Source organism: Streptomyces sp. MBT65, from assembly GCF_016612545.1.
Classification (GTDB): domain Bacteria; phylum Actinomycetota; class Actinomycetes; order Streptomycetales; family Streptomycetaceae; genus Streptomyces.
Genome location: NZ_JAENRY010000030.1, coordinates 13,888 through 26,123, shown reverse-complemented (window position 1 = coordinate 26,123; position 12,236 = coordinate 13,888). Strand labels below are relative to the sequence as shown.

Genomic DNA, 12,236 nt, shown 5'->3' with positions numbered 1-12,236 from the left:
GGTCCCTATCTCCTTAACGCCGTTAAGTTGCGACGTCCGTCAGAGTGCCCTTAACGCTGTTAAGCTGTCAAGCGTGAGTACGGAACGACGCACACCCCTCGACCGCAAGCGCGTCGCGGACACGGCCCTGAAGCTGCTCAACGAGGTCGGCCTCGACGGGCTGTCCCTGCGCGCCATCGCCAAGGAGCTGGACGTCAAGGCGCCCGCGCTGTACTGGCACTTCAAGGACAAGCAGGCGTTGCTCGACGAGATGGCGACGGAGATGTACCGGCGGATGGTCGCCGGCTCGGAGTTCTCCGCCGAGGACACCTGGCAGGAGCACCTGCTCAAGCACAACCGCGCCCTGCGCGACGCGCTGCTCGGCTACCGCGACGGCGCCAAGGTCTTCAGTGGCTCCCGCTTCACGGGCACGCTGCACGCGGTGGAGATGGAACGCACCCTGCGTCTGTTCACCGAGGCGGGCTTCACCCTCGCCCAGGCGGTCCGCGCGACCTCGACGTCGTACCTCTACACGATCGGGTTCGTCAGCGAGGAGCAGGGCGTCCAACTGCTCCCGGACGAACGCCGGGAGGGTTACGACGTGAACGAACGCGCCCGGCTGCTGGCCGACTTCCGTCTGTCGGCAGCGGCGGGCGCGGAGATCTTCGAGGACTACGGCAAGCACTTCGAGGAGGGGCTGGCCGTGGTCGTGGCGGGGGTGGAGGTGTGGTCGGGGGTCAGGTGAGGGTGGGTCAGTCGTGGGTGCCGGCCCACGTGTAGTACGAGGAGGCCTCCTGGCCGAGGTCGGTGGAGTAGACGGCGTCCTGGATGTTGCTCGTTCTCAGGAACTCCTCGTCGACTCCACCCATGTTGTTGAAGAGGCGCTGGGTGGCGGCGTTGTAGTACCACCACTGGCCGGCGGAGGCGCTGCACGTGCTCTGCCAGACGGCGTTGACGGACGACTGGTTGTCGGTCATCAGGCAGAGGCCGGTCTCGCGGTTCCTGAGCTCCTTGTAACCGTCGGGGCCGTCGCCGATCCAGTCCCACTGCTGGCGGGCACTGCCGACGCAGGACGTGGCGAACGCGTTCGAGGTGTTCCCGCCCGTCAGACAGGTACCGAAGCGGGCGTTCTGGAACTGCCAATAGGTGGGCGCCGCCTGCGCGGTGGCAGGGAATATCAGCCCGGCACCTGCGGCGAGCGCGCCCACGGCGCCGACTGCGGCAAGACGGAGTTTCTTCACCGCAACCTCTTTCGGAGAGTTGGAAGTGGAGCGGTCGTCCTGATCAACAGCCTGCCGGGCGGGGGTAGTTGGGACGTTGGCGCACAGAGCACACTCATGTGGCAATGCGTCCACAGGAGCCGTAGGAGCCGTACGGGCCGTAGGGGCCGTATGACCGGCGTCGGAAGTCGCCCGGCGTGAGGCCGTACGCGGCGCGGAAGGCGCGGGCGAAGTCGGTGGCGCGGGCGAAGCCCCAGCGGGCCGAGATGGTGTGCACGGGGGTGCCGGCCTGGGCCGGGTCCGCGAGGTCGAAGCGGGCGCGCTCCAGGCGCCTGCGGCGGATGAACGCGGCGACGGTCTCGCTCTCGGCCTCGAAGAGCCGGTGCAGATAGCTGAGCGAGATGCCGTGCGTGGCGGCGATCCGGTGTGGGGTCAACTCCCTTTCGCCCAGGTGCTGTTGGATGTACGCCGTAATGCGCGCGGTCAGCGGTGTCCGCGCGGGCGGCACGGCGTCCGGCTCGGCGGCGCGGGCCAGCAGGGCCGCGACCAGGCTGCCGAGGACCGTGCCCAGCCGGGGTCCGTCGGCGGGCCGGTAGACACCGGTGTTCCTGGTGACCTGGGTGAGGAACCGGGCGAGCGGGGGACCAGCGCAGTCCCCGCCCGGGATGCGGTGCCCGGTCACCCGGGCGGCATCATCCCGGGGCAACGGCAACAGCGCCTCCGGTACGGCGGTCCCTGCGGCCCTGATCGGACCGGTCCGGATCTCGTGCGGGCGGGAGCCGTCGTCGTAGTAGAAGTCGCCCGTGTGCAGGGGGACTTGGCGTCGGCCGGAGGTGATCGTCGCCTCTCCCTCCAGGAGGAGCACGAGGCGGTGGTGCCGGCCGGTCCGGGGAGCCGGCCGTAACTCCAGCGGTGGGAAGGACGCCGACCACACCGGCACCGCACCGAGTCTGACGAACCGTCTGCTCATGAACTCCCCCTGGATGTGCGGTCATTGGGCGCGGGTGCGGCGGAACTCCCGGGGCGGAACGCCGTAGGCCGTCCGGAACGCCCGGGTGAAGGCGGAGTGGTCGCGGAAGCCCCAGCGGGCGGCGATGCGGTGCACCGGCAGTTCGCGCAGGCGCCGGTCGGCGAGGTCGTGGCGGGCCCGTTCCAGGCGCCCGTGGCGGATGAGCGCGGTGACCGTGGTGCCGCGGGAGCGGAAGAGGCGGTGCAGATAGCTGACGGAGATGTGGTGGGCGGCGGCCACCGTGCGCGGGGTCAGGTCGGGATCGGCCAGGTGCGTCCGGACGTAGGACTCGATGCGCGGGAGGAGGCCGGGGCCGGGTGGTGGTGCGGGGGTGGTGTCGAGGTGGTGGGTGAGGGTCGCCGCCAGCAGGTCGAGGGCGACCGCGCCCAGCAGGGTCTCGTCGGCGGCCGGGTAGGCGCGGGGGTCGGCGGCCAGGTCGGTCAGGAAGTGGGTGAGCAGCGCGCCCAGCCCCGTCCGGCCGGGTAACAGGACTCCCGCGAGCCGGTCGATCCGGCGGGCCGGGAGCGGCAGCAGGGACCGGAGTACGTCCGCCCGCAGCAGGGTGGCCGGTCCCGGGCCGGTGATCCGCAGCCGGAGCGGCCGCGAACTGTCGTAGAAGGTGAGGCCGCGCCCGCGCAGAACGGCCACGCGGCCCGCCTGGGACACCGTGAGGCTGCCGTGCAGGGGGAACACCACCGAGCACAGGCCGGGGTCGGAGCGGCGGATCAGCGGGTTCGTGCGGCTCAGGACGGACGGCGAGCAGGTCAGTTCCAGAAGATGCAGCGGGCCGAGGCGCCGGACGCGGGCCAGGGCCCGGAAGTCCGTACCGGTCCCGCTGGTCGCTCGGGTCGGCAGTCGGGCGGGCGGTGGTAGGTCCTCGCCGCGGAACGCTGTCCTGAACGCCGTACCGATCACGTGATCCCCGATCGATCGTCCACCCATTCGATTGTTGGATCGCCGAGTGGGGGTTCGGGATGTGTGCTGGAGTGGCTATTTGTAAATGGAGGGCGGCCCGTAACTTCGCGTTCACCTGTTGGCCCCGGCAGGGTTGATATCCGGGCTCGAACATCTCCTACGGTCACAAGAATCCGCCCCGGAGAGAGCCCAGGTGTACGCGTGACCAACCGCCCCCCGACACTGTCCGTGATCGTCCCTTGCTACAACATCGAGGCCTATGTCCCGGAAACGGTGACGAGTCTCGTCAACAACGCGAGTGACGAGTTCGAGTTCCTGTTCGTCGAGGACCGCTCGACCAAGGACATGACCTATGAGGCTCTCCTGGAGCTGACGAAGCGGCTCCCGAACAGCAGGGTGATCCGGCACGAGAAGAACGGCGGTCTGGCCACCGCCCGCAACACCGGGATCGACGAGGCCGAAGGCCGCTACCTCACGTTCCTCGACGGCGACGACTGGCTCGCGCCGGGCTATCTCGCCGATCTCGTGGACGTCATCGAGCGCTTCGACGTCGACTTCGTGCGCACGGACCATGTCACCGTCACCGGTGTGGAGAGGGCCATCCAGCGCTCGCCGGAAGGCCGCCGGCACACCCCCCTCGACCCGCGCAGCTCGATCCTGCCCGTCGACGACACGACCATGGTCGACTACCCGTACGCCTGGGCCGGCATCTACCACCGCCGCCTCCTGGACCGCGGCCTGCTGCGCTTCCACGACGGACTGCGCACCGCCGAGGACCGCCCCTGGATCTGGGAACTGCACCGCAAGGCGGACTCGTACGTCGCCGCCAGCCTGCGCGGGGTCTTCTACCGCCGCGGCCTGGCCGGTTCGCTGACCCAGATCGGCGACGTCCGCCAGCTCGACTTCTTCCGCTCCTTCGACCTGGTCCTCGCCGAGCTCGCCGACGACCCCGAGGCCGCGAAGCTGCGCAAGAAGGCGCTGCGCAACTACTGCGTCGTCATCGCCCACCAGCTCCTGGACCGGGGCCGCTTCGAGCGCAACGTGCACGCCAAGCTGCGGCAGATGGCCGCCGAGGCGCTCGGCCGGATGACGGAGACCGAACTCAACGAAGCACTCGTCGGCATGGGCGAGGAACGCGTGCACACCCTGCGGCGCATCCGCGGTGGCATGAAGGGAGTCGCGGCATGAGCGGCACGAAGAGCGGCACGACACAGATCTTCTTCTCGGCCACGCAGTACGCCGCCGCGACCGTCACCGCCGCGATCCGCGCCGGTTTCTTCGGCCCGCGTACGGCCCACCGCCGCATCCTCGTGGTCAGCAACACGGCCGCCGTGCCCGAGGTCGGCACCCCGCTGGACCGGATGCCCGGCTTCGAGAAGCTGCGCCCCGAGTTCGACGAGGTCCGCTCGTGGAACGAGTTCATCTCGCCGTTCCACCCGGCTGGCTGGTCCCCGCGCGCCCAGGACACCTCCCTGTGGGAGAAGGCCGTACGGCTCGCCTGGAACCTCGGTGACGAGGAGGTGGAGATCGCCTGCGAGTCCATCCAGGCCAACCCCTCCCGCGGGGTCGCCGACATCTTCGCCGACAGCAAGGTGCATGTGTACGCGGACGGCCTGATGAGCTACGGCCCCACCCGCAACCGCATCCCGCACAACCTCAACAGCCGGATAGCCCGGGTGCTGCACCTCGACCTGATACCCGGCCTGCGCCCGATGCTGCTGTCCGAGTACGGGGTCGAGCCGCAGCCCATCCCGAACGAGGCGATCGTCGAGGTCCTCGCCCAGATCGGCGAGGACGGCGCCTCGATCCTCGCCGGCCTGCTGCCGAGCGAGAACCGGCCGACGGCCGTGATGCTCGGCCAGTACCTCTCCGCCATCGACCTGATCACCCAGGACGAGGAGGAGCAGCTCCACGTCCGGATGCTGCGCGCGGCGGCCAAGGCGGGCCACCAGGACATCCTGTTCAAGCCCCACCCCAGCGCACCCGCCGTCTACAGCACGTCACTTGAGCAGGCCGCCGACCAACTCGGCGTCCGCCTCACGGTGTTGCGCGAGCCGGTCCTCGCCGAGACCGTCTTCGCCCATCTCCGCCCGCAGTTGGTCATCGGCTGCTTCTCCACCGCGCTGATGACGGCCGCCGCGTTCTACGACATCCCCGTCGCCCGCGTCGGCACCGGACTGCTCCTCGAACGCATCACGCCGTACGAGAACAGCAACCGCATCCCGCTCACCGTCATCGACGCGATCCTGCCGGACGCGGAGAAGGACAAGGTCGGGCAGCCGCTCGAACTGGGGCGTCTGGCCGAGGAGTTGGCGCCGCTGGTGCGGGCCGTCGGCTACTGCATGCAGGCCCTCAAGTACCACGGGATGCGCGACGAGGTCACCGCCTGGCTGACCGTCCACCTCGACGAGTACCCGCAGTACTTCAAGAAGCGCCGCCTGACCAGCCTCCGCCTGCCCGGCGGCAGCCCGGTCCGCGCGGAGTCCCTGCGCCGGAACCCGACCGTACGGCGCGTGGTGCGCCGTATCCGGGCGGCGCAGGCCTGAACGGACAACAGGTGCCCCCCGGCCATGTCGGGGGGCACCTGAGGCGTTTCAGAGGCGGGTCGCCTCCGGTGTCACTTGCCGAGCTTCGCCGCCAACTGCTTCGACTGGAGCGTCATCGTCCGCTTCAGCCGTGGCCCGAACGGTTTCTCTACGAAGCGGTGCATCAGATACGCCAGGCACAGCAGCCCCGGCACGGTCAGCGCGAGCGTCTCGTACGGGCCGAGTCCGAAGCCCCGGTGCAGGACGCGGATCGCGAACCAGCCCAGGTGCTCGTGGATCAGATAGAACGGGTACGTCAGCGCGCCCGCGAGCGTCAGCCAGCTCCAGTTCGCCCAGCTCGTCCAGCCCAGGGCCACCGCCGCGACGGCCGCGAAGGCGACGAAGACGATCGCCTGGATCACGTGCGGGTTGCGGTGGAAGTCGCCGGTCATGCCCGGGTGCCACAGCGCCGTCACCGAGTAGCGCTGACCCAGCAGGAAGGACATCCCCACGATGCCCCACAGCAACAGGTCACTGCCGTAGCGGTAGATCAGGTAGAAGGCGAGGCCGCCGATGAAGTACGGCGCGTGGTCGCGCATCACCAGCTCGGTCGTCAGCGGGTTGTCGGCGACCCGCGCGAAGCAGCCGGCCATCGTCCACAGGATGCAGAAGGTCACCACCCGGCGGTAGGTGACGCCCTTCCAGATCACGAACAGCGCGAAGAACAGGTAGAACCGCATCTCCACCCAGAGCGTCCAGTCCACGCCGATGACCCGGGGCACGCCCATCGGCTGCTGGAGCATCGTGAAGTTGACCAGGAACTCGTCCGAGCGCAGCGGCTTGACGACCACCGGCATCAGGACCGACGCGGTGCCGACCAGGATCAGGGCCACCCAGTACGCCGGGTAGAGGCGGGCGATGCGGGAGCGGAAGAACTCGCCCATCGACTTGCCCCAGCTGCTCATGCAGATCACGAAGCCGCTGATGAGGAAGAAGAACTGCACGCCGAGCGAGCCGTAGGTCCCCGCCTGGGACAGGGTCGGGAACATCTGCCCGGGGGACTGGTGCCAGGAGGACGCGACCTCACCGTTCTTGCCGGTGAAGTGGTAGAGGCACACCATCAGGGCGGCCAGCAGCCGCAGTCCGTCCAGGGCGCGCAGCCGGTTCTCCCGGGGCGGGCGGGGCGGGGCGACGGGTGGCTGCTCCGGGTCCTGCCCAGGGTCCTGGCCCCGCAGGGTGGGTGCCAGGGCCTGGTCAACCGCGTTCATCCTGGGCCTTTCTCGCCGACGTCGAATGGCTGTTCCGTAGCGGAACGATGTGACGCTACGAACGTTCGACGGATGAAAGGCAATTCAGCGGCGACACACAGGGGTCTCCTACATGTCGCCCGGATGAACAAATTGAATGGACGCTAACGGCCGGACAACGCCCGGGCTCGGCGCGCGATGCGCCGCACGGTCTGATTGCGCGGAATGAAGGAGAGTTGTGCCGGTACGGCGCCGGGCAGTGCCAGCGCGGTCAGGCGCCGGCGTTTGAAGTAGCGCCAGGTGTGCGGGTTGAGGTGGGTGGAGAGATAGCGCTCGGCGTCCTCGCGCAGCCGCGGATAGATCTTGGGCTGCATCGCGAAGCCGACCGCCTTGAGCAGCCCGGAGAGTTCCTCCACCCGCTCCGGTGACGGCATCCGCCAGTCCGTCACCGCCTTCTTGTCGCCGAGGTCGGGCAGTACGGCGTCCACGATGGTCAGCGGCACCCGGTTGCTGTTCTGGTACGGCGCGAGGCGGGCCAGCACGGTGTCCGTGCCGACGCGGGCGACCGGCAGGTCGTACAGTCCTGCGGCGGTGAACAGAGCGGTGGAGAAGCAGCCGACGACCAGGGCGGGGCGCAGCTGCTGGAAGGCGACCTCGGCGAGCACCGGCCGGTCCAGCAGGGTGAGTCGGGCCCCCAGCTTCTTCGCCTCGTCCTCCAGGAGTTGCGACCAGCGGGAGGGCGCGACCGGGTGCGGCTTGAACACCAGCGTGCGGTGGCCGAGGGCCACGGCGCCGCGCACCATGCGCAGATGCAGCTCCTCCTCCTGCTGGTCGGTGAGGATGCCGAGCGCGGCGAGGTACTGGCCGAGCAGCAGGGCCGGTTGACCCGTCACGGTCGGCAACTCCTCCTCGGACTCGGCGAGTTCGCCAAGTACCTTGAGGAAGGCCTCCGTCGGCACCAGCTCCGGCGGGACGCCGAACTCGGTGAGCAGCAGCGGGGTGAGGCCCGGGACGAGATCGAGGTGCAGCAGCCGCTCGATGCGGGTGCCGATCAGCGGGTCGATCTTGTCGCGCGTGGGGCCATAACTTATGAGGCCGTCCGCGTAGACGTCGACCGGGGCGCCGGTGAACAGCTGGCACAGCGCGAGCGACGGATTGACCTGGACGGACTCCACCGCGAGCCGGATCTCGTCGTCGCCGAGCCGCCACAGCAGCCGGACGTAGCGCTCCCACATCGGGACGTCGTCGCCCCGCGGGCTCCAACCGCTCGGGTGGAAGGGGGAGATGGTCTCGTTCCACGACAGCACGTCGTCGAAGCGCCCGCGCAGTCGGTCGAAGCCCGGCATCGAGTCCACCGACGGGGTGGTCTCCGGGTTCGCCGCGTTGTTGGTGATCAGCAGCAGCCTGCGGTCGGCCTCGCCGAGGAGCCCGGCGTCCAGCGCGGCGGCCAGCGTGGCGGCACCGTACAGGGTCGACGCGCACAGGATCTGGGTGGTGCGGGGCATCAGGCGGCCACCGTCCGGGCCGAGGTGGGACGGCGGCGCAGGCGGCGCAGTCGGCTCGCGCGCTGGGGGTCCATCGAGTCCATTACCTCCGCCAGAACATCCTGGGGCATGCGCTTGAGCGCGGCGGAACTCAGTGAACGCAGTTTTCGAGCCACGGCGGGTTCGAACCTCTCGATCGATCCGAGATGATGAGCCATGATCGCGCAATAGGTGCGCACCGCTTTGGGGAGCAGTTGGTCGGCGTCGCGGTCAGCCGCCGTTTCCTCGATTACCTGGTCGAACGCACGAATGAAATCGAGCTGCCGCACATCCCCGATCTGGGTCAGCGACGAGGCGACCCCGCGCCGGTAGAACACCCCGAGCAGCCCCACCGTGGCGAAGGACTCCGCCTCCCGGTGCAGCTTCCAGATCCACGGCCGGTCCTCGGCGGTGCGCAGCCCGTCGGTGAAGTGCAGCAGGCCCCGGTCGACGAGTCTGCGGTGGTAGATGCCCGCCCAGGCGTACGCGTAGTCGACGGAGGTCGAGCGGTCGGCGGGCAGGATCGCGTCCCGCGGGTTCAGCACCACACCCCGCCGGCCCTGCGGAACCCGGGCGATCGAGCGGGCCTTCGCCGTGCACACCACATGGTCGGTGCGCACGAAGTCGCAGCCGAGTTCCTCGATGGCGGCGAGCAGCCGCGGGAAGTAGTCCGGGGCGAGCCAGTCGTCGCCGTCCAGGAACGTCAGATACTCGCCACGTGCCTTGTCGATGCCGGTGTTGCGGGCGGTCGCCAGCCCTCCGTTCTTCTTGTGTCTGACATGCACGACTCCTGGCAGCTCGCGCTCCGCGCGCGCGAGAATGTCAGGGGTCTCGTCGGTCGAACAGTCGTCGACGAAGATGAATTCGAAGTCCTCCCGTGTGTTCGCACGCAGGCTCTTCAGGGTGTCGGGCGCGTATTGCTGCACGTTGTAGAACGGCACGATGACGGAGAGCTTGACCACCCGTATGACGGTAGAGGGCGCTCCGGCATCGGTCTTTACCATTGGTTTGATGTCGGGTGAACGCCACGTGGCGAACCTGTGAACCAGGAATTTTCGCGGCCCTACCACGCCCTGATTCGCCATTCGGCGGTGTGCTGTTAACCCTTTGTTGCCTTCGGGTTGGGCCGATCAACGGAATGGCTTCCTAGCGTCTTCGGTGTGCCAGCAAGTGCAACGCAGACCCTGCGAGTAGCCGTCCTCGCGGATTCCGACACCCGGTGGAAATGGGGTTCGCTCACCGCGAACCGTATTGCTCCGGCGAATTCGGACATCTCTTTGGACGGGTACCTCCTGCGGGGTCGTGCCACCCCAACAGCCCGCCAGCTGAAGGAAGTCGGCGTCACCGCCGACTCCCTCCGCGAGGTGACCGCCGTCGAGTTCCTGCGTGTCATGGAGAGAGGCATCGAAGACCAGTACGACATCCTCGTGCTCTCCCTCGTCGGCGGCGGGGTGCAGGCGATGCTGCACGGCCTGGCCCGCGCCTGGGACGGGCGCACCGAGCGGCCCGTCGTCGTCACCGGCTATGTCGGCGTCGTCTACGAGAAGCTCACCGACGGTCTGCTGCTCCGGCACGGCGCGGACCTCGTGCTCGCCAACTCCCGCCAGGACGCGGACCGTTTCAAGGAGGTCTACGACGGCGTCGGCGCCGACTCCTCCTCGGTGACCGAGGTCGCCCTGCCGTTCCTCGGCGGGGACACCTACACCGGCGAGCACGACCCCTACACGGTGGTCTTCGCGGTGCAGCCCTCGGTGCCCGACAACCGCCGGGACCGCGACTACCTGCTCAACCGGGCGATCCAGCACGCCCGTTTCCACCCGAACCGTGAGGTGCTGCTCAAGCTGCGCTCCAAGCCCGGCGAACACACCACGCACATCGAGGAGTTGCCCTACCAGAAGCTGGTCCAGGGCAAGGACCTGCCCGCCAACTTCCGCCTGGTGTACGGGCACATGGGCGAGGTGCTCGACCGCACCGACCTGCTGGTGACCATCAGCTCGACGGCCGCGCTGGAGTCCCTGCACCGCCGTATCCCCACCGTCGTGCTGACCGACCTCGGCATCCGCGAGGGGCTCGGCAACCACCACTTCGTGGGCTCCGGGTGCCTCGCCTCCTGGGACCAGCTCGACGCCGGGTACAAGCCGGCGCCGGACGCGGAGTGGGTGGCCCGGCAGGGGGTCTTGGCCGACGGCTCGTACGAGACGGCCTTCGACGCGGCCCGGGAGCGGATCGCCAAGCTGCTGGCCGGCGGCGAGATGGCCGCCCTGAAGCCGTACTACACGCCCGAGACCGCCCCCGGCTATCTGCCCGGCATCCTCGCCCGCCACCACCTCGGCCCCGACGGCACCCCGCTGCCCGGCGCCCCGGCCGCGGACAAGGCGCCGGGGCCCGTCCGGCAGATCGTGCGCCGAGCCGCGCGCGGCGCCTACCGCCACGGAGTGCAGCGCGTGGCGCCCGTCATCCGCCGGATGGGGGAGCTGTGAACGTCAGGATTCCCGCTCAAGGAGTAGAGCCCATGTCCAACTCGCAAGCGGGCCAAGGCGCTTCGGTGCGCCGGGTGCTCGCGGTGATCCCCGCACGCGGCGGCTCCAAGGGCGTCCCCGCCAAGAACCTCGCGCCCGTCGGCGGCGTCCCGCTGGTGGCCCGCGCCGTCCGCGAGTGCCGCGCCTCGCGCCTGGTGACGGACGTGGTCGTCTCCACCGACGACCAGGCCATCGCCGCCGCCGCCCGCCAGGCCGGCGCCGAGGTCGTGCTGCGCCCCGCCGCCATCGCCGGTGACACGGCGACCTCCGAGGCCGCCGTCCTGCACGCCATGGACGCCCACGAGGCCCTGCACGGCGCGGCCGTAGACGTGGTCCTGCTCGTGCAGTGCACCAGCCCCTTCATCGTCCGAGAGGACGTCGACGGCATCGTCGACGCGATCGTCGCGAACGGCGCCGACACCGCGCACACCGTCGCCCCCTTCCACGGCTTCGTGTGGCGCGACGCGGACGACGAGGCCACCACGGTCGTCGAGCCGACCGCCACCGGTCAGGTCGGCGGTGCCACGAAGGTCGCCAACCCCCCTGTCACCAGCGGCGGTTACGGCGTCAACCACGACAAGTCCTTCCGCCCGCGCCGCCAGGACCGCCCCCAGGACTTCCTGGAGACCGGCGCCGTCTACGGCATGGACGCGGCCGGCTTCCGCAAGGTCGGCCACCGCTTCTTCGGCCGCACCGAGCTCGTACGGACCGACCCCGCCCGGGTGTTGGAGATCGACGACCCCCACGAGCTGGCGCGGGCAAGGGCGTTGGCCCCGCTGTTCGACGCGGACCGCCCGGGCTCACTCCCGACCGCCGACGACATCGACGCGGTCGTACTCGACTTCGACGGCACCCAGACCGATGACCGGGTGCTGATCGATTCCGACGGACGGGAGTTCGTCTCCGTGCACCGCGGAGACGGGCTCGGTATCGCGGCGCTGCGCAAGAGCGGCCTGAAGATGCTCATCCTGTCCTCGGAGCAGAACCCGGTCGTCGCCGCCCGGGCCCGGAAGCTCCAGCTCCCGGTCCTGCACGGCATCGACCGGAAGGACCTCGCACTCAAGCAGTGGTGCGAGGAGCAGGGCATCGCGCCGGAGCGCGTGCTCTACGTCGGCAACGACGTCAACGACCTCCCGTGCTTCGCCCTCGTGGGCTGGCCCGTGGCGGTCGCGAGCGCCCACGACGTCGTACGCGGCGCCGCACGCGCGGTCACCACCGTGGCCGGTGGCGACGGCGCTGTCCGAGAGATCGCCAGCTGGATCCTCGGCCCCTCTCTCGACTCCCTCACCAAGTAAGGAA

11 protein-coding genes are annotated in these 12,236 nt (G+C 69.6%); 5 read left to right on the top strand and 6 right to left on the bottom strand.

Annotated features, from left to right (window positions below):
- The first annotated feature begins 73 nt into the window (after positions 1 to 73).
- Positions 74 to 724 (top strand): TetR/AcrR family transcriptional regulator C-terminal domain-containing protein, encoded by a 651-nt coding sequence (locus JHN63_RS09405; protein ID WP_200678754.1) that lies wholly within the window; start codon positions 74 to 76, stop codon positions 722 to 724.
- A gap of 7 nt (positions 725 to 731) precedes the next feature.
- Here JHN63_RS09405 and JHN63_RS09400 read toward each other — a convergent pair whose 3' ends face one another.
- The 3 genes from JHN63_RS09400 to JHN63_RS52515 form a co-directional block, all read right to left on the bottom strand.
- Complete coding sequence (locus tag JHN63_RS09400; RefSeq protein ID WP_200678752.1) at positions 732 to 1,220, bottom strand: RICIN domain-containing protein; 489 nt, start codon at positions 1,218 to 1,220, stop codon at positions 732 to 734.
- Between the two features lie 94 nt (positions 1,221 to 1,314).
- A complete protein-coding gene (locus JHN63_RS09395) occupies positions 1,315 to 2,169 on the bottom strand; it encodes a helix-turn-helix domain-containing protein (RefSeq protein WP_200678750.1) in 855 nt (284 codons plus the stop codon).
- Positions 2,170 to 2,190: 21 nt separating this feature from the next.
- The gene (locus JHN63_RS52515; protein WP_234476352.1) at positions 2,191 to 3,150 is read right to left on the bottom strand and encodes a helix-turn-helix domain-containing protein; all 960 of its coding nucleotides are present in this window, start codon (positions 3,148 to 3,150) and stop codon (positions 2,191 to 2,193) included.
- Between the two features lie 174 nt (positions 3,151 to 3,324).
- Between JHN63_RS52515 and JHN63_RS09385 the strand changes: the two genes are divergently transcribed.
- Together JHN63_RS09385 and JHN63_RS09380 are read left to right on the top strand one after the other, a co-directional pair.
- Complete coding sequence (locus JHN63_RS09385; RefSeq protein WP_200678748.1) at positions 3,325 to 4,311, top strand: glycosyltransferase family 2 protein; 987 nt, start codon at positions 3,325 to 3,327, stop codon at positions 4,309 to 4,311.
- Positions 4,308 to 5,669, top strand: a complete 1,362-nt coding sequence (locus JHN63_RS09380; protein ID WP_200678746.1) for a polysialyltransferase family glycosyltransferase — start codon at positions 4,308 to 4,310, stop codon at positions 5,667 to 5,669. The genes JHN63_RS09385 and JHN63_RS09380 overlap by 4 nt, the downstream gene beginning before the upstream one ends.
- A gap of 71 nt (positions 5,670 to 5,740) precedes the next feature.
- Here the strand turns inward: JHN63_RS09380 and JHN63_RS09375 are convergent, their stop codons facing one another.
- From JHN63_RS09375 to JHN63_RS09365, 3 genes are all read right to left on the bottom strand, one after another.
- A complete protein-coding gene (locus JHN63_RS09375) occupies positions 5,741 to 6,916 on the bottom strand; it encodes an acyltransferase (RefSeq protein ID WP_200678744.1) in 1,176 nt (391 codons plus the stop codon).
- Between the two features lie 143 nt (positions 6,917 to 7,059).
- Positions 7,060 to 8,400, bottom strand: coding sequence for an alpha-2,8-polysialyltransferase family protein (locus JHN63_RS09370; RefSeq protein ID WP_200678742.1), 1,341 nt, complete (start codon positions 8,398 to 8,400; stop codon positions 7,060 to 7,062).
- Complete coding sequence (locus JHN63_RS09365; RefSeq protein ID WP_200678826.1) at positions 8,400 to 9,380, bottom strand: glycosyltransferase family 2 protein; 981 nt, start codon at positions 9,378 to 9,380, stop codon at positions 8,400 to 8,402. The genes JHN63_RS09370 and JHN63_RS09365 overlap by 1 nt, the downstream gene beginning before the upstream one ends.
- A gap of 198 nt (positions 9,381 to 9,578) precedes the next feature.
- Between JHN63_RS09365 and JHN63_RS09360 the strand changes: the two genes are divergently transcribed.
- Together JHN63_RS09360 and JHN63_RS09355 are read left to right on the top strand one after the other, a co-directional pair.
- The gene (locus tag JHN63_RS09360) at positions 9,579 to 10,898 is read left to right on the top strand and encodes a DUF6716 putative glycosyltransferase (protein ID WP_200678741.1); all 1,320 of its coding nucleotides are present in this window, start codon (positions 9,579 to 9,581) and stop codon (positions 10,896 to 10,898) included.
- 32 nt (positions 10,899 to 10,930) lie between these two features.
- Complete coding sequence (locus JHN63_RS09355; RefSeq protein ID WP_200678740.1) at positions 10,931 to 12,232, top strand: N-acylneuraminate cytidylyltransferase; 1,302 nt, start codon at positions 10,931 to 10,933, stop codon at positions 12,230 to 12,232.
- Positions 12,233 to 12,236 lie beyond the last annotated feature (4 nt).

Bases quoted from the DNA above. Each gene is read 5' to 3' on its own strand.
- JHN63_RS09395 (WP_200678750.1), bottom strand. From the start codon at position 2,169: ATGAGCAGACGGTTCGTCAGACTCGGTGCGGTGCCGGTGTGGTCGGCG.
- JHN63_RS52515 (WP_234476352.1), bottom strand. From the start codon at position 3,150: ATGGGTGGACGATCGATCGGGGATCACGTGATCGGTACGGCGTTCAGG.
- JHN63_RS09380 (WP_200678746.1), top strand. From the start codon at position 4,308: ATGAGCGGCACGAAGAGCGGCACGACACAGATCTTCTTCTCGGCCACG.
- JHN63_RS09375 (WP_200678744.1), bottom strand. From the start codon at position 6,916: ATGAACGCGGTTGACCAGGCCCTGGCACCCACCCTGCGGGGCCAGGAC.
- JHN63_RS09370 (WP_200678742.1), bottom strand. From the start codon at position 8,400: ATGCCCCGCACCACCCAGATCCTGTGCGCGTCGACCCTGTACGGTGCC.
- JHN63_RS09355 (WP_200678740.1), top strand. From the start codon at position 10,931: ATGTCCAACTCGCAAGCGGGCCAAGGCGCTTCGGTGCGCCGGGTGCTC.